This is a genomic window from Geodermatophilus aquaeductus (assembly GCF_900182545.1).
GTDB lineage: Bacteria > Actinomycetota > Actinomycetes > Mycobacteriales > Geodermatophilaceae > Geodermatophilus > Geodermatophilus aquaeductus.
Genome location: NZ_FXTJ01000004.1, coordinates 393482 through 416922, shown reverse-complemented (window position 1 = coordinate 416922; position 23441 = coordinate 393482). Strand labels below are relative to the sequence as shown.

Annotated in this window: 20 protein-coding genes; 10 read left to right on the top strand and 10 right to left on the bottom strand. The window is 74.2% G+C overall.

The window, feature by feature from the left end; all coding sequences use genetic code 11:
• The first annotated feature begins 58 nt into the window (after window positions 1–58).
• Window positions 59–1438, top strand: coding sequence for an alpha/beta fold hydrolase (locus tag FN207_RS13260; RefSeq protein ID WP_142458960.1), 1380 nt, complete (start codon window positions 59–61; stop codon window positions 1436–1438).
• A 201-nt stretch (window positions 1439–1639) separates the two neighbouring features.
• The gene (locus FN207_RS13255; RefSeq protein ID WP_142458959.1) at window positions 1640–2575 is read left to right on the top strand and encodes a CPBP family intramembrane glutamic endopeptidase; all 936 of its coding nucleotides are present in this window, start codon (window positions 1640–1642) and stop codon (window positions 2573–2575) included.
• Window positions 2576–2653: 78 nt separating this feature from the next.
• Here the strand turns inward: FN207_RS13255 and FN207_RS13250 are convergent, their stop codons facing one another.
• The gene (locus FN207_RS13250) at window positions 2654–5890 is read right to left on the bottom strand and encodes an AfsR/SARP family transcriptional regulator (protein ID WP_142458958.1); all 3237 of its coding nucleotides are present in this window, start codon (window positions 5888–5890) and stop codon (window positions 2654–2656) included.
• A 174-nt stretch (window positions 5891–6064) separates the two neighbouring features.
• On the opposite strand from FN207_RS13250, the gene FN207_RS13245 reads away from it, so the two are divergent.
• The 8 genes from FN207_RS13245 (at window position 6065) to FN207_RS13210 (ending at window position 13065) form a co-directional block, all read left to right on the top strand.
• Window positions 6065–6421 (top strand): heavy-metal-associated domain-containing protein, encoded by a 357-nt coding sequence (locus FN207_RS13245; protein ID WP_142458957.1) that lies wholly within the window; start codon window positions 6065–6067, stop codon window positions 6419–6421.
• On the top strand, window positions 6421–6867 hold the full coding sequence (locus FN207_RS13240) for a hypothetical protein (RefSeq protein WP_142458956.1): 447 nt from the start codon (window positions 6421–6423) through the stop codon (window positions 6865–6867). Before FN207_RS13245 ends, FN207_RS13240 begins: the two co-directional genes overlap by 1 nt.
• A 147-nt stretch (window positions 6868–7014) precedes the next feature.
• A complete protein-coding gene (locus FN207_RS13235; RefSeq protein WP_142458955.1) occupies window positions 7015–7590 on the top strand; it encodes a multicopper oxidase domain-containing protein in 576 nt (191 codons plus the stop codon).
• Window positions 7569–8864, top strand: a complete 1296-nt coding sequence (locus tag FN207_RS13230) for a heavy metal-binding domain-containing protein (RefSeq protein ID WP_142458954.1) — start codon at window positions 7569–7571, stop codon at window positions 8862–8864. The genes FN207_RS13235 and FN207_RS13230 overlap by 22 nt, the downstream gene beginning before the upstream one ends.
• Window positions 8861–9988 (top strand): flavin-containing monooxygenase, encoded by a 1128-nt coding sequence (locus FN207_RS13225; RefSeq protein WP_142458953.1) that lies wholly within the window; start codon window positions 8861–8863, stop codon window positions 9986–9988. The genes FN207_RS13230 and FN207_RS13225 overlap by 4 nt, the downstream gene beginning before the upstream one ends.
• Before the next feature lie 26 nt (window positions 9989–10014).
• A complete protein-coding gene (locus FN207_RS13220; RefSeq protein ID WP_142458952.1) occupies window positions 10015–11418 on the top strand; it encodes a DJ-1/PfpI family protein in 1404 nt (467 codons plus the stop codon).
• A 535-nt stretch (window positions 11419–11953) separates the two neighbouring features.
• Window positions 11954–12196, top strand: a complete 243-nt coding sequence (locus tag FN207_RS13215; protein WP_142458951.1) for a hypothetical protein — start codon at window positions 11954–11956, stop codon at window positions 12194–12196.
• Window positions 12197–12885: 689 nt separating this feature from the next.
• Window positions 12886–13065 carry a hypothetical protein gene (locus FN207_RS13210; RefSeq protein WP_142458950.1) on the top strand — a complete coding sequence of 60 codons (180 nt, stop codon included), beginning with the start codon at window positions 12886–12888 and terminating at the stop codon, window positions 13063–13065.
• A 194-nt stretch (window positions 13066–13259) separates the two neighbouring features.
• Here the strand turns inward: FN207_RS13210 and FN207_RS13205 are convergent, their stop codons facing one another.
• The 9 genes from FN207_RS13205 to iolC form a co-directional block, all read right to left on the bottom strand.
• Entirely contained in the window at window positions 13260–14114 is an 855-nt protein-coding gene (locus tag FN207_RS13205) for a mycofactocin-coupled SDR family oxidoreductase (protein WP_142458949.1), read from the bottom strand.
• 88 nt (window positions 14115–14202) lie between these two features.
• On the bottom strand, window positions 14203–15696 hold the full coding sequence (locus tag FN207_RS13200; protein WP_142458948.1) for a CoA-acylating methylmalonate-semialdehyde dehydrogenase: 1494 nt from the start codon (window positions 15694–15696) through the stop codon (window positions 14203–14205).
• A gap of 12 nt (window positions 15697–15708) precedes the next feature.
• Window positions 15709–16584, bottom strand: coding sequence for a sugar phosphate isomerase/epimerase family protein (locus FN207_RS13195; protein ID WP_142458947.1), 876 nt, complete (start codon window positions 16582–16584; stop codon window positions 15709–15711).
• Window positions 16581–17648 (bottom strand): Gfo/Idh/MocA family protein, encoded by a 1068-nt coding sequence (locus FN207_RS13190; protein ID WP_142458946.1) that lies wholly within the window; start codon window positions 17646–17648, stop codon window positions 16581–16583. Before FN207_RS13190 ends, FN207_RS13195 begins: the two co-directional genes overlap by 4 nt.
• Complete coding sequence (locus tag FN207_RS13185; RefSeq protein ID WP_142458945.1) at window positions 17645–18622, bottom strand: sugar phosphate isomerase/epimerase family protein; 978 nt, start codon at window positions 18620–18622, stop codon at window positions 17645–17647. The genes FN207_RS13190 and FN207_RS13185 overlap by 4 nt, the downstream gene beginning before the upstream one ends.
• Before the next feature lie 25 nt (window positions 18623–18647).
• Window positions 18648–20597 carry a 3D-(3,5/4)-trihydroxycyclohexane-1,2-dione acylhydrolase (decyclizing) gene (gene iolD / locus FN207_RS13180; protein ID WP_142458944.1) on the bottom strand — a complete coding sequence of 650 codons (1950 nt, stop codon included), beginning with the start codon at window positions 20595–20597 and terminating at the stop codon, window positions 18648–18650.
• The gene (gene iolB / locus FN207_RS13175; protein ID WP_142458943.1) at window positions 20594–21505 is read right to left on the bottom strand and encodes a 5-deoxy-glucuronate isomerase; all 912 of its coding nucleotides are present in this window, start codon (window positions 21503–21505) and stop codon (window positions 20594–20596) included. Before iolB ends, iolD begins: the two co-directional genes overlap by 4 nt.
• Window positions 21506–21530: 25 nt before the next feature.
• Window positions 21531–22454 (bottom strand): class I fructose-bisphosphate aldolase, encoded by a 924-nt coding sequence (locus FN207_RS13170; protein WP_221888179.1) that lies wholly within the window; start codon window positions 22452–22454, stop codon window positions 21531–21533.
• A complete protein-coding gene (gene iolC, locus FN207_RS13165; RefSeq protein ID WP_221888178.1) occupies window positions 22447–23421 on the bottom strand; it encodes a 5-dehydro-2-deoxygluconokinase in 975 nt (324 codons plus the stop codon). The genes FN207_RS13170 and iolC overlap by 8 nt, the downstream gene beginning before the upstream one ends.
• Window positions 23422–23441 lie beyond the last annotated feature (20 nt).

Sequence of the window (23441 nt, the reverse complement as noted above, 5' to 3'; positions counted from 1 at the left end):
CGTCGCCAACAGGCTGAACACCTGCTCCCACCACACTCCTCCCGGAAGAGGCACCGTCATGGCCACCGCCACGCATCCCACCCCCCGACCCCCGACCGCCGCTGGCGGGCCGTCCGCCACCGACCCGCGGCCACGCACCGGCCCCATCCGCCGGGTCATCGTCGGATCGCTGCTCATCGGGACGGTGCTCGCCGTCGTCCTTCCTCTGCTGGTGTTCGGCAGCGGATCCGAGGCCGTGATCACCGGGTCGGCGCTGGTCGGTTTCGCGGCCGGCTGGGCGATGCTGGCTCTCCTGTCGACCCGGATGACCACGCAGCCGCAGCGGTGGGCCTGGGTTCCGGCCGCCGCGCTGGGAGTCACCGGTGTGGGGCTGCTGGTGACGGCTCCGGACGACCCAGCTCTGACCGCCGCGGGTTGGGTGTGGCCGCCGCTGCTGCTGGCGCTCGCCGTGTGGATGGGGATCCGGGTGCGCCGCTGCCTGGCCGCCGGCCGCGGCCGCTGGCTGCTGTACCCCGTCGTGGCGGTGACGGCCGCCGCGGCCGTCGGCGGTGCGGTCGAGACCATCGGCCTGGCCTCCGATCAGCACAGCTCCGCGATGCCCGGCCGGCTCTACGACGTCGGCGGCCACCGGCTGCACCTGGACTGCACCGGCTCCGGCGGCCCGACCGTCGTGTTGTTGAGCGGATTGGGTGGTTTCTCCGCCAGTTGGGCGCGGATTGCCCCGGCCGTCGCCGATACCGCCCGCGTCTGTGCCTACGACCGCGCCGGGCAGGGCTGGAGCGAGGACGCGCCCGGCCCGCAGGACGGGGTGGCTGCCGCCACCGATCTGCACGCCCTGCTGGACGCCGCCGGCGAGCGGGGTCCGTACGTGCTGGTCGGGCACTCCATCGGAGGCGACCACGCGATGGTCTACGCCGACCGCTATCCGGAGCAGGTCGCCGGGATGGTCCTGCTCGACACCACCAGCCCCTACCGGACCGCCGCCGGCACGTCCCACGCGGGCCCGCCCGGCCCGGTCGCCCTGGTGCCCAGCCTCGCCCGCCTCGGCGTCGGGCGCCTGCTCCCGACGTCCTTCTGGTCGGCCCTGCCCGAGCCGGCGGCGAGCCAGTACGAGGCGTTCGCCGCCAGCCCCCGCGGCTGGCGCAACACCGTGGACGAGACCGCCACCATGCCGGCGCTGCTCAGCCAGGCGCAGGAGCTGTCCACCCTCGGCGGCATGCCGCTGGTGGTCCTCACCGCCGCCGGGCCGCACGCCGATGCCGCCTGGGCGGAGGCACAGAACCGGATGGCCGCGCTGTCCACGAACAGCAGCCACCGCCAGGCGGCCGCCACCCATGTCGGCCTGCTCGACGAGGCCTCCGGCGCGCAGCAGTCGGCGCACGCCGTCGACGACGTCGTCCGGGCCGTGCGCACGGGCACGGACCTCCCGCCGGACTGACGGGGCCGCAGTCGCCGGCCGAGGTCGCCCCGTGGGTGGCCGGTAGCCGTGGAATCCCTTCCACGGCTACCGGCCACGGCTGTCTGCCGTGGTCAGCGCATCGACAGCGCCGCGACAGCGGGCTCCAGCAGCGTTCCCGGCGCCGCACCACCGGTTCCGGACAGCGTCGGGAGCCGGAGTCCTCGCCGTGAAGGAGCCGTCATGAACACGACCACGTACGACCGGTCCCACCCGAGTCCGGCGCCGGCCGGGCTTGGTGGCAACGCCGTGGCCCGCTTCGTCCGCCGCCGGCCGCTGACCGCGTTCCTGGTGTGGTTCTTCACCGTCGGTCAGGCGCTGGTGTTCGCCCCGCTCGTCGCGCGCGGCCACGGCGTCGAGCTGCCGGCGCAGGTGTTCGTCGTCGCCAGCACCCTGATCGGGCTGCTGCTGCCGGCCGTCGTGATCACCCGGGTCGTCGACGGGCCGGCCGGGTTGCGTCAGTTGTGGCGCCGGGCGGTCGAGGTGTGGGTCTCGGCGCGCTGGTACGCCCTCGCCCTGGCCGGGATGCCCGCCCTGGCCACCGGTCTGGCGCTCGCGTTCTTCGGCGCACCGACCGCAGCCCTGAGCACCGGGGCGCTGGTGTCGGCGCTGGTGTTCGGGCTGCTGATGCAGACGGTGGTGTCCCTGGTGCCGAACAACTGGGCCGAGGAGGTGGCCTGGATGGGCTTCGTCCAGGCCCGGCTGCAGGTCCGCACCACCCCGATGCGCGCCGCGGCGCTGACCGCCCCGCTGTTCGCGCTGCAGCACGTGGCCCTGGTGGTCGGCAGCCCCCTGCCGATGGCGGTGGCGTTGATGGCGTTCCTGATCGTGGTCAACATCCCGATCCGGGCGCTGATGGGGTTCGCCTACAACCGCACCGGCAGCCTGCTCCTCGTCGGCCTGCTGCACGCGGCCGGCAACGGCGTCGCCGGGGGCAGCGGCTTCGGCGCCGGGTTCTTCGCCCGGCTCTACCCCGACCAGCCGTTCGCTTCGCTCATGCACCTGCTGGCCCTCGCCGTGATCGGCCTGGTCGCCATCACGGGAACCCGCGCCCGGCTCGGTGCGTCCCACCGCCGGCCCACGCAGGCCACCGTCTCGATGCCCGGCTCCGCGGCCTGACCGCACCCGACGTCCTGGAGCAGTGGTGATCGAGATCTGCGACCCGGGCCTGTTCACCGCCCGTCGTCGGAGCGCTGGTCAGCGCCGCGCGGGCACGCGGTCGGCGTCGTCGAGGACGGCATCGGGCTCGGCGTGGCCCGCCCGGTACGCCGCGTCGAACCCCTCGTCGCCCAGGGCCGCGCGGGCCCTCTGCTCGGCCCGGCCGGCATCGGCCCGCTCGAGCCGACCGGCGGGCCGGTGCCGACGCCGCCGCCAGGCCGCGGCCGCGCCGAGCAGCCGGGCCCCGGCCTCGGCGTCGTCGCGCGCGGCGGCCACGCAGGCCAGCCCCTCCAGCGCGGCGGCGTGCCCGGGCGCGGTCTGCCACGCCCGGCGGTGGGAGAACTCGGCGCTGTCCAGGTCGCCGTCGGCCTCGGCGACGTGAGCGAGGGCGACCAGGGCCGTGGCGGTCCACTCCGGTTCGGTCAGGCCGGTCAGCAGCAGCTGCGCGAAGGCGAGGCGCTCCCGGGCAGCGGCAGGGTCGCCGCGCTCGCGGGCCAGCAGTCCCTCGCCGACCGCGGCCCGCGGGTTGCCGTGGGCGCCGAGTTGGCGGGCGACCGCGTGGGACTCGGCGAACAGTGCGGCGGCCCGCTCGGCGTCGCCGAGCAGCAGGGTGACGTGCCCGGCGCCGGCCAGGGCGTACTGGACGGTGTTCGCCGGGCCGACGCCGCGCACGCTGGCCAGCGCCCCCTCGTACATCTCCAGGGCCTCCGCCAGCCGGCCGGCGCGGTGCAGCGCCATGCCGAGGTGGAACTGGATGGCCGACACGCCCCACTGGTCGCCCAGCGCCCGGAAAGCCAGCAGCGCCCGGTGACCGACCGCGGTGGCCGCGTCCAGGTCACCGGTGCCGGCGTGCAGCTCCAGCCGGACGAAGTCGGCCAGCGCCGCGCACCAGGCGTCGCCGTCCCGGGTGAACTCCCGCTCGGCCGCGGCCAGGACGGTGAAGGCCGCGGCCGGGTCGTCGCTGCCGATGGCCTCGACGGCGAGCAGGGTGTCCGACAGCGCGGCGCGAGACGCGTCGCCGAGCTCGGCGAACAGGACCCGGCTCTGCCTGGCGGCGGCGGCGCACGCGGGGTCGGGGTGCACGATGCACGCGCCGGGGCGGGCGGCGACGGCCAGCGCCTGCAGCGCCCGCGCCCGCGCCTCCGGTGAGCCGCCGAGCGCGGCGTCGAGCACGGCGGCGACCCGCCGGCCGCCGTCGGGATGGGTCGCGAAGTACCAGTACCAGCCCAACGGCGCGACCAGTCGCAGCCCGGCGTCCGGTTCGGTGTCCGTGTGCGCGGTGCACCAGGCGAGTGCGGCGTCGATGTCGTCGCGCTCGGCGGCCAGCCGCGGCAGCCAGCGTGCTTGCCCGTCGCCGCGCAGCTCCACCTCTGCCCGCTCGGCCAGGGCGGTGAGGTAGCCGACGTGCGCCCGGGCGACCGCGTCGGTCTCGCCGGCCTCGGCCAGCCGCTCGGCGGCGTACTGCCGGATCGTCTCCAGCAGCTGGTAGCGCGGCCCACCGGCCCGGTCATCCCGGGCGCGGTCGAGCACGACCAGCGACCGGTCGACCAGCCGGCCGAGCAGGTCCACGGCCGCCGGCGGGTCCAGCGGCTCCTCCGCGGCGACGGCCTGCATCGCCTGCAGGGTCCAGCTGCCGCGGAACACCGACAGCCGCCGCAGCAGGACGCGTTCTGAGTCGGTGAGCAGCTGAAAGCTCCAGTCGACGGTGGCCCGCAGCGTGCGCTGCCGGGCCTCCGCGGTACGGGGACCGGTGGTGAGCAGCGTGAAGCGGTCACCCATCCGGGCGGCGAGCTCGCCCACCGGCAGCGCCGCCACCCGGGCGGCGGCCAGCTCGAGGGCCAGGGGCATCCCGTCCAGATGACGGCAGACGTCGGTGACGGCCGCGGCGTCCGCCTGGTCGCGCACGGCGAAGTCGGGCCGGGCGGCGCGGGCCCGGTCGAGGAAGAGTGCGGCGGCGGCGCTGCCGGCCAGCGCGGCCGCGTCGGCGGCCTCCGGCGGCACGGGCAGCGGGTCGATGGCGTACTGCACCTCGCCGCGGGCGGCCAGCGGCTCGCGGCTGGTGGCCAGCAGCCGCACGTCGGGGCAGCACTCCAGCAGGGTCTCGGCGAGCAGCGCGCAGACGTCGGCCAGGTGCTCGCAGTTGTCCAGCACCAGCAGCACGCTGCGGGCCCGCAGGTGGCCGAGCAGCTGGTCCTCCGCAGTCGCCGTGGCCACGTCCCGGATCCCCAGCCCAGCCAGCACGGCCGAGGACACCTGTGCCGGGTCGGTGACGCCGGCCAGCCGGACGAAGGCGACACCGTCGCCGAAGCGCGCGGTGGCGGCCCGGGCGGCCTCCAGGGCGAGACTGGTCTTGCCCACGCCACCGGGTCCGGTGACGGTGACCAGCCGGGCGGTCCGCAGCAGCTCGTCCACCCGCTGCAGGTCGGCCCCGCGGCCGAGGAACGAGGTCAGCCGCGCCGGCAGCCGGGGCCGGGCCGGCGCCGCGCTCGCGTCCGGGGCGGGCGCGATCGCGGCCCGCGCGGGCGCCGCGAGGTCCGGCCGCTGCTGCAGGATCGCCTCCTGCAGGCCACGCAGCTCCGCGCTCGGTTCCAGGCCGAGTTCGGCGTCGAGCACGGCGCGGGCACGCTGGTAGGCCGCAAGCGCGTCGGCCTGCCGGCCGGCCCGGTAGAGGGCGAGCATCAGCCGGCCGTGCAGCCGCTCGCGCAGCGGGTGCGCGGCGGTGAGTTGCTCGAGCTCGCCGAGCACCTCGGTGTGCCGGCCGGCGGCCAGCTCCAGGTCGATCAGCTCTTCCCGGGCGGCCAACTGCAGCTCGCTCAACCGGACGGCCTCCGGCCCAGCCCACGTCGCGCCGGCGAACTCGGCGAGCGCCGGGCCGCGCCAGGCCGCCAGTGCCTCCCGGTATCGCCGGGCCGCGACCCCGGGGTCGGCGGCGGCCTCTGCGCGGGCGGCGGTCACCAGGTCGGTGAACCGCAGCGCGTCGACGCGGTCGCGGTCGACGTCGAGCAGGTAGCCGGGCGGGCGGGTCACCACGAGCTCGCTCGGCGCGCCGGCCGTGGTCAGCGCGCGGCGCAGCTTGGAGACACGCACCTGCAGTGCGTTGCCCGGATTCGCCGGCAGCGCCTCGCCCCACAGCGCGTCGACCAGAGTGGTGACGGGGACCACCCGACCGGCCGACAGCGCCAGCAGCGCGAGCAGCTCCCGCTCGCCACCGCCGGGCATGGATCGGACCCGACCGTCGACGGCCAGCCCGACCGGCCCGAGGACGCGGATCTCCATGCGGCGTCCCTCCCCGGAACGAGTCCGTCTGGTCGCGGCGCCGATTGTCGACCGCACCGGGCACGCACACAACGAGCCCAGGCCTGCGGATCGACCTCCCGGTCAGCGGATCGACAGCGCCCGGACAGCGCCCCCGGCCACGGTGAGGGCAGCCCACCCGCCGAGGGAGACGCCATGATCACGGTCCAGGTGCCCGCGATGACCGCGCGGGCGGACGTCCGGGCGATCAGCGCCGTCATCAGCGACGTCCCGGGCGTGGAGACCCTCCGGGCCGACCTGGCCACCGGCACCGTGCAGGTGACCGGCTCAGCCGATCCCGGCGCGATCACCACGGCCATCACCGCCGCCGGCTACACCGCCGCCGACTACACCGCCGCCCCGGCCACCGACTTCCCCCCGCCTCCCGGCACCACCCGAACAGGGCCATCTGGTGCGCAAACCCGGCGACATCACCGGTCCGAGGAGGTCCGGTCCACCCCGACCCTCGGCCACAGCCCCGAGACCCACTACCGCCCCAGCCGGAGGTCCTGATGATCAGCACCACCGCCGTCCCGGCCAGTTCCGAGCGCGGCAGCCTGCGCTCACCGGTGGCGTGGGGCGTCGTCGTCGGCGTGTTGCAGGCCGCCTCGCCGTTGGCCTTCTTCTGGGTGGACTCCGCGACCGTCTACGCCCTCGGGCTCGCCGTGATCGCCGCGGTCTACATCGGCTTCGCCGTCGCCGATGGGCGCCGGCACGTCCTCGCCGTGGAGATGGTCGTCGCGGCGACCTTCGTGGTCGTCGCCGCGGCCGCGGTCAGCGGTCCGGCGTGGCTGATCGTCGCCGGCCTGGCCGGCCACGGCGTCAAGGACATGTGGCAGCACCGCACCGGCTTCGTGTCCGGCACCCGCTGGTGGCCGCCGTTCTGTGCCGCCGTCGACTTCGTCGCCGCCGCGCTCATCGCCGTCGCGATCGTGGCCGGCGTCCCGTTCCTGTCGTGAGCACCCGGTGAGACCACCGGGTCGAGCAACGCGGCCACGCCCACGCGAGATCCAAACCGCCCGGTGGCGGGGGAGGGAGTCGACTGCGGATGGACGACGCCCCCACAGGACCGACAGCTGTCTCAGCAACCTGACCAGGAGGTCACCGTGGACACCACGTTCTTCTCCAACGACATCACTGACCTGCCCGAGGCCACCAGGCCCGAGGTGCTCGAGCTCGCCGACGGCGAGGAGCTGCACGTGGAGCCCGGCCCGGTCGCCAAGCGGCTGGGCGACACCACGGTGCGGATGCTCGGCTACAACGGCTCCATCCCCGGCCCCACGCTGAAGGTGCGGCAGGGCTCGGAGGTCGTCGTGCACGTCAGCAACGACACCGACCTGGACACCACCGTGCACTGGCACGGGCTGCGCCTGGAGAACCGCTACGACGGGGTGCCGCACGAGACCCAGGCGCCGATCCCGCCGGGCGGGGAGTTCACCTACCGCATCCAGTTCCCAGACCCGGGCCTGTACTGGTACCACCCGCACATCCGCGAGGACGTCACCCAGGAGCTGGGCCTCTACGGCAGCATCCTGGTCGAGCCGGCCGAGCCGGACTACTGGCCACCGGCGCACCGCGACCTGGTGCTGACCCTCGACGACCTGCTCTCGAGGACGGCGTCATCGCCCCGTTCAGCCGCACCGAGACCAACTACGCGGCGATGGGCCGCTACGGCAACCTGATGCTCACCGGCGGCGAGACCGACCCGGCGTTCACCGCGAGGACCGGCGAGGTCGTCCGGCTGTGGCTGACCAACACCGCCAACAGCCGCGTCTTCCGGGCTAGCGTGCCCGGCGCCCGGATGAAGCTCATCGGCGGGGACAGCGGCCGGGTGGAGCACGAGCAGTTCGTCGACGACGTGGTGCAGGCCCCGTCGGAGCGGGCGGTCGTCGACGTGCTGTTCGACCGGGCGGGTGAGTACGCCCTCGAGCACCGCACCCCGAACCGGACCTACCGGTTGGCGGCGATCACCGTCACCGCAGACGTTGCAGAGCCGCCGCTCGCCGAGCAGTTCGAGACGCTGCGCACCGCACCGGAGCTGGCCGCCGAGCGGGAACAGATGGAGACGTGGCTGGCCGCGCCGCCGGACAAGGTCCTCGGCATCGTCGCGGAGATGGACGACCCGAACGCGACCGCGGCGGCCGGACCGGTGACCTACGCCTGCCCGATGCACCCGGAGGTGGTCAGTGATCAGCCCGGGCGCTGCCCGACGTGCGGCATGAAGCTCATGGCCACAGCACCTGCGGTGACGTACGCCTGCCCGATGCACCCGGAGGTGGTCAGTGATCAGCCCGGGCGCTGCCCGACGTGCGGCATGAAGCTGATGGCCACCGGCCCGGCCGGCGCCGCCAACCATGACATGACCCACGACGGCCACGGCATGGGCCACGACATGGCCCACGACGGCGACGGCATGGACCCCGGCATGGGCCACGACATGAGCCACGACATGGGCCACGGTTCCGCCGCCCAGGAGGTGTCAGCGAGCGACCGCGACGCCGCGCACGGGCACGCCCACCACCACGGTCCCGCCACCGCCGACGGGATCGAGTGGGAGGACGAGATGGCCGAGATGAACCGGACCACGACCACCGAGACGATGCGGTGGAAGCTGCTCGACCGCACCACCGGCCGCGACGGGCTGCCCGTCGACTGGCGGTTCACCGTCGGGCAGCGCGTCAAGATCCGGCTGGTCAACGAGATGGACTCCGACCACCCGATGCACCACCCGTTCCACATCCACGGCGCCGGCCGCTTCCTTGTGCTGGCCCGCGACGGGATGCCCGAGCCCAACTTGGTGTGGAAGGACACCGTGCTCATCCGGACCGGGCAAACCGTCGACATCCTGCTCGACGTCACGAACCCGGGCCTGTGGATGGCGCACTGTCACATCGCCGAGCACATGCACTCCGGGATGATGTTCAGCTTCACCGTGGACCGGGCGGCGACGTCGTGAGCGCCCCGGTCGAGCCGTTCGACGTCGTCGTGGTGGGCGGCGGGCAGGCCGGCCTGGCCGCCGCCTGGCACCTGCGCCGGCAGGGGCTGCGGTTCCTGGTCCTGGAGGCGGCAGCAGAACTCGGGCACACCTGGCGCACGCGGTGGGAGTCGTTGCGGCTGTTCACCCCGGCCGAGCACGACGCGCTGCCCGGCCTGCCGTTCCCGGCCCCGGCCGGCACCTACCCGGGCAAGGAGGCGGTCGCTGAGTACCTGCGCGGCTACGCCGCCGCCCTCGATCTGCCGGTGGAGCTGGGCGCACGGGTCACCGGGCTGCAGCGCACCGACGGCGGGTTCCGGCTCAGCACCGCCGACCGGACGTACACCGCCCGGCAGGTCATCGTGGCCACCGGGCCGTTCCAGACGCCGTTCGTGCCGCCGCTGGCCGCCGGGCTGGACGACTCGGTCACCCAGCTGCACAGCGCCGCCTACCGCAGCCCCGATGCCCTGCCCGCGGGGCCTGCGCTGGTCGTCGGCGGCGGCAACTCCGGCTTCCAGATCGCCGCGGAGCTGGCCGCGGCCCGGCCGGTGGAGCTGTCGGTCGGTGCGGCCTACCCGGCGCTGCCGCAGCGGCTGCTCGGCCGCGACCTGTTCTGGTGGCTGACCCGGCTGGGCCTGATGCGGGTCACCGCGAACTCCCGGCTCGGCCGCCGGATGCGGAGCCAGGAGACTCTCATCGGCAGCAGCCGCCGCGGCCTGCAGCGGACCGGCGTCCGGTTCCGGCCGCGGCTGGTCGAGGCCGCCGGCCGCACCGTGCGGTTCGCCGACGGCACCAGCCGCGAGGTGGGCGTCGTGGTCTGGGCGACCGGCTACCGGCCCGACCACTCCTGGATCGACGTCCCCGGTGTGCTGCGCGACGGCCGTGTCGTCCACGCCCGCGGGATCAGCGACGTCCCGGGGCTGTACTTCCTCGGCCTGCCGTGGCAGCACACCCGCGGCTCGGCGCTGCTGGGCTTCGTCGCCGACGACGCCGCCCACGTCGCTGCGCAGGTGGGCCGAACGGCCGCCGTGATCAACAGCGGCCGAGTGCCCGGGCCGCGCGGTGCGCCCGACGCGCAGGTGGCCCCGCACCAGGTCCGGAAGTGACCACGCAGCACCGGAAGGAGACCGCCATGCCCGCCAGCGAGAAGGTCCTCGCCTTCCCGGTCTACCCCGGCGTGACCCCGCTGGACCTGATCGGCCCGCTCACCGTGCTGAAGACCCCCGGCATCGGGGGCACGCGGTACCGCACCGTCGTGGTCGGCGAGCGCGCCGAGCCGTTGGCCACCGACACGCCGCTCGGGCTGCAGCCGGCCGCCACATTCGCCGAGATGCCGAACCCGTGGGCGGTGATCGTGCCCGGCGGCGGCGCGGCCACCCTGGCCGCGGCGGAGGACGGAGCGCTGCTGTCCTACGTCCGCTCGGCCACCGCCGAGGCGCAGGTCGTCGGCGCCACCGGCAATGGAGCGCTGGTACTGGCCGCCGCCGACCTGCTGCGGGGCCAGCGGTCGGCGATCCACTGGGCCTTCCGCGAGCCGCTGGAGGAGCTCGGCGTGATTCCCGCCGACCAGCGGTGGCGAGCCGACGGCCGGCTGCACACCGCCGCCGGTGGCACGGCCGGCATCGACATGGCGCTGCCCCTGCTGGCCCGGCTACGCAGCAAGGCCATCGCCCGGTTCGGGCAGCTGTCCGCGGAGTACGACCCTCAGCCGCCGTTCGGCCGGGTGGACCCGGACCCCGCCGACGCCGCCCTCGCCCGCACGCTGCGGGATCCCGGCAGCGCGCCAATCGCCGCTCCTGCGGCAAGCGACGAGCGGCTCATCGCCCTCGTGCTCTACCCGGGGCTGACCGTGCTGGACGTGGTCGGCCCACTGCAGGTGCTGACCATGCTGCAGCGGTTCGCGCCGGGCTACCGCTGCGTGACCGTGTGGGCCCGCCGCGAGCCGGTGCCCACCGACGTCGGCGTGGCGGTGGTCCCGGACCGGACGTTCGAGGAGGTCCCGCACCCGGCGATCGTGCTCGTGCCCGGTGGTGCGTTGCCCACCATCCGAGCGATGAGCGACCCGCGGGTCCGCGACTACGTGCGGGCCACAGCTGCGTCCGCGGACTTGGTCACGTCGGTGTGCACCGGTTCGCTGATCCTCGGCGCCGTTGGCCTCTTGGAGGGGCGGGACGCGACGACCAACTGGTTCTACTCCGGGATCCTCGAGGACCTGGGGGCCACGTACCACCAACGCCGATGGGTCGAGGACGGCAACCTGCTCATGTCCGCCGGAGTCTCCGCCGGCATCGACATGGCCCTGCACCTCGCCGCCCGGCTGACCGACGAGGCCACCGCCCGCCGGGTGCAACGGGCCATCGACTACGACCCGCAACCGCCCTGGGGCGGCATCGACTACGACCGGATCCCGCGGCTGCCGCGCGCCATCCGGGGAGCGATCAGCTTGGCTGCACCCGCGGTCGCGGCGAGGGCCAAGCGGCTCACCCGAGCCGAGCGCAGCAAGGCTGCGGACACCCAGTCGGTGGTCCGTCCCTGAGCCCCGGCAATCGCCGAGAACGGAGCCGGACACCGTCGACACCTCCGCCGCGCCGTCGAACGACGGGTCGGGGGGCGGTGTCCTGAGTCGGCACGGTCACGGACGCCTGGGCGACCGCGGCAGGTGGGCAGGACACCAGCAGTCACCGGCGGCTCGGGAGGCGCGTGCGGCGCAATCGCTGCGGCTCAGTCCCGGCGGAGTGACTCGCCCGGGAGGCGGACCTTCCCCGGCGGGACGCTGGTGAGGTGCCGGCCCCAGCCGTAGTCGTGCAACTGCCGCCACGTCACCGCGGCCCGCCAGCCGAAGCCGTCGTCGCACAGCCGCCAAGCGCTCTGCTCACCGGGCCACCACCGTCCGTCGTTCTCGACGAGGACGCTGCGCAGGGGGTCGAAGCGGCGTTCGTCGAGCAGGCGGATGGAGACGGTCGCGGCGTCGGTGTAACCGACCGACCCGCACCGCCACGCCGACGACCCGCCGGAGTGGCGAGACGTGACCGGCCCGTGCCAGAGGCGTGGTCAGCAGGCCAGCATGGGGCGTGGCCCTGCACTCGGCGTCGAGCGCGCTGCCCTTCGAGCACCTCATGCGGGCCACCGCCGGGCTGCGCGCACAGTTGCGCCAGGAGGTGCTCGCGGCCGAGGGGCCGGCGGTGCTGCCGGCCTGGTCGACCCTGCAGGTGACTGGGCCACATCCGGTGGCCGACGGCCGGGGACGGGCGTGGTTCGGCTACCGGGCCACCATCGACGTCGCACCTGGGGTGCCGGGGGAGGGGAGCGGCTGAGCGGCAGCGACCGTCCGGATCTCGACGGGCGCCGTGTCACCACGACGGCCGGTAGGGCACCGCAGCAGGTGGCGACCCACGTGACGGGGTGGCCGGTGCCATCGGATCAGGTGACCGTCTCTCCGCCCCGCGGATGGGAGGTGCCTGTCGTGTGCATGTGGTTCTTGTGGGGGGATCGGGGGACGGCGAGGGCTCGGGATCGTCGCTGTCCCTGGTGGAGCCCACTTGTTCCGAGCCTCCGAGTGCACGACCTGGCGACCATGTGACGCGCCCGAGCGCGGGAGAGCTTTACAGCGACCGGTACAGCAACGCGGGCCGAGCCGTGGCGAACCAGGGCGGACGCGGACGACTAGTGCAGCGCGCTCACCTGCACGAACGGGATGCGGGCGAACCACACCGAACCCCTCGAACGTGACTGGGGGTCAAGGGGTCGCAGGTTCACATCCTGTCAGCCCGACAGAGCACGGAAGGGGCCGTTCCGGAGAGATCCGGAACGGCCCCTGACTGTTTCCCGACCACCGCTGTGACCACCATCGGCGGCCCGCACCCGGGCCTGACGACTGTGCCGCCGGGGTGGGCCCGCTCGCCCGCAGTGTGGTGCCTGCTTGCCAAGACGGACGTGGGGGGTCGACAGTCGGCTGACACGACAGCTCGGCAGCACCCGCCGCTGACGGTGACCGGGAGGACGGATGGCCGACTTCACCGCGACCGCCATCAGCGAGGGTGACCACTGGGTGATCGACGTGCCGGGTGTCGGTGCGACTGCGGCCGGCAGCGTCGAGGACATCGAAGAGATGACCATCGAGCTGGTCGTCGCCATGACCCACGCCGCCCGCGAGGACGTGCACGTCGATCTGCGCATCGTCTGACCGGCCCTCGGCGAGTGCGTCGCCGTGGCTGGCCCGGGGATCCCGACGTCGTCCTGCAACTCCCCGGATGCGAGTGGACGTGACGGGCCTCCGGCCGCGACGCGGGGAGCCGCGGCTCAGGGTCGGAGCCATCCCCACCTGCTACTGCGGCCGGTGGCCGCACGTCCACGTCGAGGTCTGTCCCGACCAGGTCGTCAGCGCAGCACGACGCCGGCGTCGACGCGCATCTCCAGACCGGTGACGTAGCGCGCGTCGTCCGAGGCGAGGAAGCGCAGCGCGGCCGACGTGTCCCTCGTCTCCATCCAGCCGATGGGGATCACGTGCTGCGGCCGGGAGGCCATCTCGTACTCCTCGTCGGTCGGGGCGGGGTTGTCCGGCAGGAACAGCCGCTTGTTGGTCTCGGTCATGTAGATCGCCGTGTTGACGTTGGTCGGGGACAAGGCGTTGACGCGGATGAAGTGCGGGCCGAGCTCGGCGGCCATCGGCTTGAGCATGCCGACCAGCGCGGTCTTGGCCGCCACGTAGTGGGTGATGTTCTGGAAGCCCTTCGTGGCACCCGCCGAGGTGATCATGATGATCGCCCCGCCGCGACCACCCTCGATCAGGGCCGGGGTGGCCGCGCGGACCGTGTGCCACACCCCGGTGAGGTCGGTCTCGACGGTGTCCTTCCACTGCTGGAGGCTGATCTCCCAGAACGGCCCGGCGCCGCAGCAGATGCCGGCGTTGGCCACCACGACGTCGACCCGGCCGAACTCCGCCAGACCCTTGGCCAGCACGGCCTCGACCGCGGCGTAGTCCCGCACGTCGGCCCGTTCGGCCACCATCCGCCGTCCGGTGGCCTCGACCAGGGCCCGGGTCTCCTCGAGGTCGGCCTCGGTGGCCATCGCCGTGCTGGCGCCCGGGATGTCCTCGCAGATGTCGAAGCCGATGACGTCGGCGCCCTCCTTGGCCAGGTCGACGGCGAACTGCCGGCCCTGCCCGCGGGCGACCCCGCTGATGAAGGCGACCCTGCCCGCGAAGCGGCTGGGGTCGAACGACGGTCCGGTCATGTCCGTGTCCCTGTCCCTGGTGTGCGAGTCGGAGTGCGGGAGGACGACCGGCGCCGGCGGAGACGGGTCCCGCCGGCGCCGGTCGGTGTCAGGCGTTCTGCGGGAAGCCGAGGTTCAGGCCGCCGTGGCTGGGGTCCAGCCAGCGGGAGGTGACCACCTTGCCGCGGGTGTAGAAGTGCACGCCCTCGGCGCCGTGGGCGTGGGAGTCGCCGAAGAGGCTGTTCTTCCAGCCGCCGAAGGAGTAGTAGGCCATCGGGACCGGGATCGGCACGTTGATGCCGATCATCCCGACCTCCACCTCGTGCTGGAAGCGCCGCGCGGCGCCGCCGTCGTTGGTGAAGATGGCGGTCCCGTTGCCGTACTCGTTGCGGTTGATCAGCCCGACGGCGTCGTCGTAGGTGTCCACCCGGAGCACCGACAGGACCGGACCGAAGATCTCGTCGGTGTAGACGCTCATGTGCGGCTCGACGTGGTCGACGAGCGTCGGGCCGAGCCAGAAGCCGTCCTCGGCGCCGTCGGGCTGCACCTGCCGGCCGTCGACGACGACCTTCGCGCCCTCCTGCTCGCCGGCCTCGACGTAGGACTCGACCCGGTCGCGGTGCTTCCGGCTGATGAGCGGGCCCATGTCGCAGCCCTTGCGGCCGTCGCCGGTGCGCAGCGTCCGGGTGCGCTCGGCGATGCGGGCGACCAGGTCGTCGCCGACGCCGCCCACCGCGAGCACCGCGCTGATGGCCATGCACCGCTCGCCGGCCGAGCCGAAGCCGGAGTTGACCGCCTGGTCCGCGGCGAGGTCGAGGTCGGCGTCGGGGAGCACGACCATGTGGTTCTTGGCGCCGCCGAGGGCCTGCACGCGCTTACCGTGGCGGGTGCCGGTCTCGTAGACGTAGCGGGCGATGGCCGTGGACCCCACGAAGGAGACGGCCTTGACGTCGGGGTGCTCGAGCAGCCGGTCGACGGCGACCTTGTCGCCCTGGGCGACGTTGAAGACGCCGTCGGGCAGACCGGCCTCCTTCCACAGCTCGGCCATCCAGAGCGCGGCGGAGGGGTCCTGCTCGCTGGGCTTGAGGACGACGGTGTTGCCGGTGGCGATCGCGATGGGGAAGAACCACATCGGGACCATGGCCGGGAAGTTGAACGGGCTGATCACGGCCACCGGGCCCAGCGGCTGGCGGATGGAGAACACGTCGACGTTGGTCGAGGCGTTCTCGGTGAACCCGCCGCGGACCAGCGAGGGCACGCCGCACGCGTACTCGACGACCTCCTGGCCGCGGGACACCTCGCCGAGCGCGTCGTCGAGGACCTTGCCGTGCTCGGCGGTGATGATCGCGGCGAGCTCGGGCTTGCGGGCGTTGAGCAGCTCGCGGAAGCGGAACAGCACGGCGGTGCGCTTGGCCAGCGAGGTGTCCCGCCAGCGCGGGAAGGCGGCGGTGGCGGCGGCGACGGCGGCGTCGACCTCCTCGACCGACGCGAGTGCGACCTCGCCGACGACCTCCCCGGTCGCGGAGTCGGTGACCTCGGCGGTGCGGCCGCTGGTGCCGTCGCGGCGGTCGCCGTCGATCCAGTGCGGGATGTGCTGGGCCATGGGAGGTGCCTCTCAGGTCGGGGTGCCGTGGGGGAAGTGCTTGGTGACCAGCTCGCGGATGGCGGCGAGCATCCGGGTGCCCGACTCGCGGGCCTCGTCGTCCCAGCCGAAGACGCAGGTGGTCAGGACGCCGTCGAAGCCGATCCCGGCCAGGGCGGTGAACGCCTCGTCGAAGTCGACGTCCCCGCGGCCGATCTCCGCGTGCTGGTGGACGCGGACGGGGTTGCCGGGCGGGTTGGTGATGTAGCGCAGGCCGTCGGAGGCGGTGTGGTCCATCGAGTCGGCGACGTGCACGTGGGTGAGCAGGTCGCCGGCGTGGGCGATGATGCCCGGCGCGTCGTCGCCCTGGTGGAACGTGTGCGGCAGGCAGTACAGGAACGACACGTTCGGGGAGTCGATGCCGCGGACCATGTCGACCGCGGGGGAGCCGAGCTCGATGAAGTCGTCCGGGTGCGGCTCGAGGGCCAGCCTGATGCCCTCGCGCTCGAAGACCGGCAGCAGCTCGTCCATGGACCGCCAGAACATGGCCTCGGCCAGCTCGGGTGCCTCCGGGCGGCCGTTGAACTCGCTGTTCATCGTGTCCACGCCCAGTTCGGCGCAGATCTCGATGGCGCGCCGCCAGTACCGGACCGCCGCCTGCCGCTCCACCTCGCCGGGCCCCGACCAGCGCATGACGGGCAGCAGCGAGGTGACCCCGACGCCGGCGTCGGCCAGCCGGGACTTGAACGCGCGGACGGTGGCGGTGTCGACCCGGGGGTGCTTGAAGAAGGGGATGAAGTCCTCCCGCGGGGAGAGCTCGATCCACTCGTAGCCCATCGCGGCGACGACGTCGGGCAGTTCCAGCAGCGGGGTCGTCCGCAGCATCTGCGGGTCCAGGGCGATCCTCACCGCTGCTCCATCCGGACCTCGGTGCGACGGCCGCACAGCAGGGCCTCCACGCCGGCGGCGCACACGGCCTGGGCGGCGTAGCCGTCCCAGGCGCCGGGGCCGTCGACGGTGCCGCGGCGGGCCGCGTCCACCCAGCGCTGCAGCTCCAGGTCGTAGGCCGTGGCGAAGCGCTCGCGGAAGCCCGCGGGAACGGTGGTGCCGCGGACGGCGCCGCCCGGGCCGGCGGACTGCCGGACCAGCCCCTGGGGGATCCCGATCATCGCGCTGCCGTCCTCGCCGACGACCTCGGTGCGCACCTCGTAGGCCAGGCCGGTGCTCACGAAGACCTCGACGTCGACCACCCGGCCGCCGGTCGTCTCGAGGAGGACCAGCAGCGGGTCCGACAGCTCCTCGGCCGCGTGGCGCGTCGACCGGGGCCGCAGGACGGTGACCGCCGCGATCTCCTCGCCGAGGAGGAACCGCGCGACGTCGACCTCGTGGACCACGGAGTCGTTGACCACCGACTCGGTCGTGACGCCCGGCGGCACCGCGGGGTTGCGGTGCGCGCAGTGCACGACCAGCGGCTCGCCGATCCCGCCGGAGGCGATCAACTCCCGCAGCTGGGCGTACTCGGGGTCGAAGCGGCGCATGAACCCCACCTGGACCAGCCGCCCCCCGGTACGGGCGGCATACGCGTCCTCGGCGCGGACGACGGCCAGCGAGCTCGCGGCCTCCAGGGTCAGCGGCTTCTCGCAGAGCACCGGGATGCCGCGATCGATGCAGGCGAGCACCTGCTCCTCGTGGAACCGGCCCGGGCTGGCGACGACGACCGCGTCGATCTCGGGGTCGGCGACGGCGGCCAGCGGGTCGGGGACCACGCGGCACCCGGGGACCTCGGCGGCGACCTGGTCGGCCCGGTCGGTGGCCGCGTCGCTGACGGCGGCCACGCGGGCGCCGGAGACCCGGCGGTGCAGCCGGGCGACGTGGTCGGCGCCCATCAGCCCGACGCCGAGGACGGCGACGCGCAGGTCCGCGGTGCCCGGCTCGGCCGCCGGGACGAGGGGCGGTGCATCGGTGGCGGTCATGCCCGTCCCTCCGCGACGGTCGTGCGGGGACGGCCGATCTCGAGGGAGCGCAGCCCGCAGGAGCCGATGAGCCGGTGGGTGCGCTGGGCGATGGGGAGGGGCACGTCGGGCGGGCAGGGGTAGAGGTCGTGCTCGACGATGGCGAACACGTCGAGTCCGAGCCGCTCGACCTCCGCCAGCAGCGGCGGCAGGTCCGGCACGCCGGCGGGCGGCTCGATCATGGCGCCGAGCTGCACGGCCTGCGGGAAGGGGATGTCCTCGGCGTGCACCCGCTCGATCACGGCCGGGTCGACCTGCTTGAGGTGCAGGTAGCCGATCCGCTCGGGGAAGCGGCGGATGAGGTCGAGGTTGTCGCCGCCGTAGTAGCTGACGTGCCCGGTGTCGAGGCACAGCGGGACGTAGCGCGGGTCGGTCTCGGCGAGGAAGCGCTCGATCTCGTGCTGGCGGCCGACGTGGCTGTCGGCGTGCGGGTGGAAGGCGATGTCGAGGCCGTACTCCTCCTGCACGGCCCGGCCGAGCCGGTCCATCCCGGAGGCCAGGCGCGTCCACCCCTCCTCCGGCAGGTCGCGGGGCTCGATGGCCTCGCCGGTCTTGTGGTCGCGCCAGACGTCGGGGATGACCACCACGTGGGTGCCGCCCATCGCGGCGGTGAGCGTGGCGACGTCCCCGACCTGCCGCCACACGTCGTCCCACGAGTCGGGGCGGTGCAGGTGCTCGAACACCGTCCCCGCCGAGACGCGCAGCCCGCGGGCGGCCAGCTCGTCGCCCAGCCGGGCGGGGTCGGTGGGCAGGTAGCCGTGGGGACCCAGCTCGATCCACTCGTAGCCGGCGGCGCTGACCTCGTCGAGGAAGCGCTGCCAGGGGACCTGCTCGGGGTCGTCGGGGAACCACACGCCCCACGAGTCGGGGGCCGACCCGACCCGGATGCGGGCCGTACCGGTCGACTGCGGGCCGGTCGACTGCTGCACGCTCATGTCTTCCTCTCCTCGGGGACGGTGCTCAGGACCGCGCGCTGCCGCGCTCGGACGGGGTCAGGTAGGGGTGCTGGCGCGCCTTCCACTGCTCGTAGACCACGCGGGCGTCCTGGGTGCTCGGGAGGGTGGACACCTCGCTGACCGGCACGTCCCACCAGGACTCGCTGGAGGGGGCGTCGACGAGCGGATCGGTCTCGACGTGGACGACGGTGGTGCGGTCACTGGCCTTGGCCTTGCGCAGCGCCGCCTCCAGGCCCGGGCCGTCCTGGGCGGTGAGGACGTCGACGCCGAGGCTGGCGGCGTTGGCGGCGAGGTCGACCGGGAGCACGTCCCCCTCGAGGCGGCCGTTGCCCGCGCGGGACCGGTAGCGGGTGCCGAACCGCTGGGAGCCCAGCTGCTCCGACAGCGCACCGATCGAGGCGAAGCCGTGGTTCTGCACCAGGACGACGATGATCTTGACGTTCTCCTGGACGGCGGTGACCAGCTCGGTCGGCATCATCAGGTAGGAGCCGTCGCCGATCATGACGAAGACGTCGCGGTCGGGATCGGCCATCGCGATGCCCAGGCCGCCGGGGATCTCGTAGCCCATGCACGAGTAGCCGTACTCGACGTGGTAGCCCTTCGGATCGCGGACCCGCCACATCTTGTGCAGGTCCCCGGGCATCGACCCGGCCGCGCAGACGACGACGTCCCGGGGTGCCGAGACCTCGTTGACCAGGCCGATGACCTCGTTCTGGGTGAGCCGGCCGCCCTCGCCCGCGCTGGGCACCTCCGGGTGGTAGGCGGCCTCGACGGTCGCCTCCCACGCCGCGGCGAGCTCGGCGGTGCGCGACAGGTGTGCGTCGTCGGCCGACCAGCCGGCCAGCGCCGCGGTGAGCGCGGTGAGCGCCTCGCGGGCGTCGGCCTGCACCGCGACGCCGGCGTGCTTCACCACGTCGGGCGAGGCCACGTTGACGTTGACGAAGCGCACGGCCGGGTCGCTGAACGCGGTGCGGGAGGCGGTGGTGAAGTCCTGGTAGCGGGTGCCGATGCCGATGACGACGTCGGCGTCGCGGGCCAGGGCGTTGGCCGCCGTCGTCCCGGTGGAGCCGATGGCGCCCACCGACCGCGGGTGGTCGAAGGGCAGCGCGCCCTTGCCGGCCTGGGTCTGCGCGACCGGGATGCCGGTGGCGGTGGCGAACGCGTCGAGGGCCTCGGTGGCGTGCGCGTAGATGACGCCCCCGCCGGCGACGACGAGCGGCCGGCGGGCCGAGCGGATGACCTCCACCGCGCGGGCCAGCGCGGCCGGTTCGGGCAGCGGGCGGCCCACGTGCCAGGTGCGCTCGGCGAACAGCTCGACCGGCCAGTCGAAGGCCTCGGCCTGCACGTCCTGCGGGAAGCACAGCGTGACCGCGCCGGTCTCGGCCGGGTCGGTGAGCACCCGCATCGCGGACAGCAGGGCACCGGGCAGCTGCTCAGGCCGCCAGATGCGGTCGAAGTACCGCGACACCGGGCGGAAGGCGTCGTTGACGGTCACGTCGCCGGACGCGGGCAGTTCCAGCTCCTGCAGCAGCGACCCGGCCGCCCGGGTGGCGAAGGTGTCCGCCGGCAGCAGCAGCACCGGCAGCCGGTTGATCGTCGCGAGCGCGGCACCGGTCAGCATGTTGGTCGAGCCGGGCCCGACGCTGGTGGACAGCGCCCAGGTCTGCAGCCGGTCCTTCGCCCGGGCGTAGGCCACGGCGGTGTGCACCATGGCCTGCTCGTTGCGGCCGAGCACGTAGGGCAGTGCGCCGGGCTCGTCGATCTCGGCCTGCAGCAGTGCCTGGCCGAGGCCGGCCACGTTGCCGTGACCGAAGATGCCCAGGCAGCCGGCGAACAGCCGCTGCCGGACGCCGTCGCGCTCGGTGTGCTGCCGGGCCAGGAAGCGGACGACGGCCTGGGAGACGGTCAGCCGGACGGTGTCGGTCCGGACCGGGGGGTGGGTCGGCGCGCTCACGGTCGGGTCGCTCCGTTCTGGGGGAGTCGGGCGGGGGCGTGCAGGGGCAGGCGCGGGTCGACGTCCTCGTGCGCCCAGGAGTCGCGGACCCAGGCGTGCGCAGGGTCGTCGACGATGCGCCAGGCGCGCTCCGGGCCGGGGCCGGCCATGACGTTGAGGTAGTAGAGGTCGTGCCCGGGGGTGGCGATCGACGGGCCGTGCCAGCCGTGGGGGACCAGGACGACGTCGCGGTCGCGCACCTCGGCGAGCACGTCGATCGGCCGCTCGGGGGTGCCGTAGACCCGGTGGTAGGCCAGGCCGGGCTGGCCCTGCGGGCCCGGCGCGACCTCGAAGTAGTAGATCTCCTCGAGCTCGCTCTCCACCTCGGAGGTCGCGTCGTGCTTGTGCGGCGGATAGCTCGACCAGTTGCCACCGGGGGTGATCACCTCGCAGGCGATGATCGAGTCGGCCTCGAAGACGCCGGCGGTGGCGAAGTTGTTGACCTGCCGGCTGCAGGAGCCGGTCCCGCGCAGCTCGACGGGCACGTCGGCTGCGGGGCCGTACCGGACCGGCAGCCGCCGGCCGGCCCGGGCGCTGCAGAGGGCGAACCGGCCGCCGGCGTCGCTGGAGAGCTCCGCGGTGGCCTCCCGCGGCAGGTAGGCGAAGTCGGTGGGGCCCGCGAAGACGTGCGGCCTGCCGGTGAGCTCGAGGACCTCCCCGTCGCAGGCGACCGACAGGGCGCCGGACAGCGGGACGACGACGACCTCGTCCTCCCCGGTGCCGAGGACGTGCGTGCCGCCGGGAGCCAGGTCGAGGACGCGCAGGCCGGAGGAGCCCCAGCCGGCCGACTCGGGGGTGACCTCGAGGGCGTAGTCCCCGGTGGCGGCGCTGCCGGCGGGCAGGTGCAGCGCGTGGGTGGTCGCGGTCATGACTGCTCCCGGGCAGGTCGGTCCTCTAGTGGACGAGGGAGACCGCGGTGTCCACCGCGGCGGTGACGTCGTCGTCGGGGGGGTAGAGCAGCGTCCGGCCGACCACCAGGCCGCGCACGGACGGCAGCGTCAGGGCGTCGCGCCACTGCGCGTAGGTCTCCTCCGGCCGCCGCGACGGGTCGCCGCCGAGCAGCAGGGTGGGCAGCGTGGTCGCGTCCATGACGCGCTCCATCTCGTCGACCACCGGGAGCTTGAGCCAGGTGTAGGCCGAGGTGGCGCCCAGGCCCTGGGCGATGTGCACGCTCTTGACGACCGCGTCGGGGGACAGGTCGTTGACCACCCGGCCGTCCGCGCGGCGGGACAGGAAGGGCTCGAGCATGGCGATCACCCCGGCGCGGGCGAGGTCCGTCACGGCCCGGCCGGCCGCCTCCATCGACACCACGGTGCCGGGATCGTCGAGGTCGAAGCGGTTGAGCATCTTGGCGGCGTCGAAGCGGGCCTCCACGACGCCCTGCACGTCGTAGGCGGTCATCCGGTCGTCCATCTCGAAGACCGAGCCGGCCAGGCCGCCGCGGTTCATCGAGGCGACGACGACCTTGTCCTCCAGCGCGCCGAGCAGCAGCAGGTCCTCGGCGATGTCGGCGGTGGCCAGCAGGCCGTCGACCCCGGGCCGGGCCAGCGCGGTGCGCAGCCGGTCGAGCATGTCGGTGCGACTGTTCATCGCCGTCGCCCGGCCCTGCGCGGCCAGCGCGCCGCGCGCCGGGTGGTCGGCGGCGACCAGCATCAGGCGGCCGTCCTCGGGGAGGAACGACGGACGTCGCCGCCGGGTGGCCAGTGCCTGCGCGATGGCCTCGGGGTGCCGGCTGCGCAGCTCGGTGACCTCGGCGTAGGTGGCGCACACCGGCGTGCCCGTCGCGATGTCGGGCAGGTCGAGAGCGGTGTCAGACACGGGTGTCCTCCAGGCGAGGGGCGGGGTGGACGGCGACGTGGGCCTCGACCTCGTCGGCCGTCGGCATCGCGGTGGAGCACTCGAGACGGGAGGCGACGATCGCCCCGGCCGCGTTGGCGTTGCGGAGCACCTGCTCCAGCGGCAGGCCGGTGAGCAGGCCGTGGACCAGCGAGCCGCCGAACGCGTCGCCGGCGCCCAGGCCGTTGACCACGTCGACCGGCGTCGGGGGGACGACGACGCGTTCGCTGCGTGTCTTGCCCAGGACGCCCCGCGGGCCCTGCTTGACGACGGCCAGCTCCACGCCGGCCTCGAGCAGGGCGTCGGCGGCCCGGTCGGGTTCGGTCTCCCCGACGGCGATCTCGCACTCCTCCCGGTTGCCGACGGCGACCGTGACGTGCGGGAGGGCGGCCCGGACCTGGGCCGAGGCCTCCTGCGGCGAGGACCAGAACACCGGCCGGTAGTCGAGGTCGAGCACCGTGTGCCGGCGCCGGCCGCGTGCCTGCCAGGCGGCGTGGTGCGCCGAGCGGCTGGGCTCCTCGGACAGCCCGGTGACCGTGGCCCAGAACAGCTGCGCGCCGCGGATGGCGTCGAGGTCGAGGTCCTCGGGCCGGACCTGCAGGTCCGGCGCGCTGGGCCGGCGGTAGAACCAGATGGGGAAGTCGTCGGGCGGGAAGATCTCGCAGAACGTCACCGGCGTCAGGTGCTCGCGGTCCACGACGACGAAGCGGTCGTCGACCCCCAGGTCGCGCAGCGCCCGGCGGACGAAGCGGCCGAAGGGGTCGTCGCCCACCCCGGTGACCAGGGCGGGGGAGTGGCCCATCCGCGCGGCGGCCACGGCGACGTTGGCCGCGCTGCCACCGAGGAACTTGCCGAAGGTGGTGACGTCCTCGAGACCGACGCCGACCTGCAGCGGGTAGAGGTCGACCCCGCTGCGGCCCATGGCCACCACGTCAGGTGCGTTCTGCACGGTGCGCTCCGTCCCTGTGC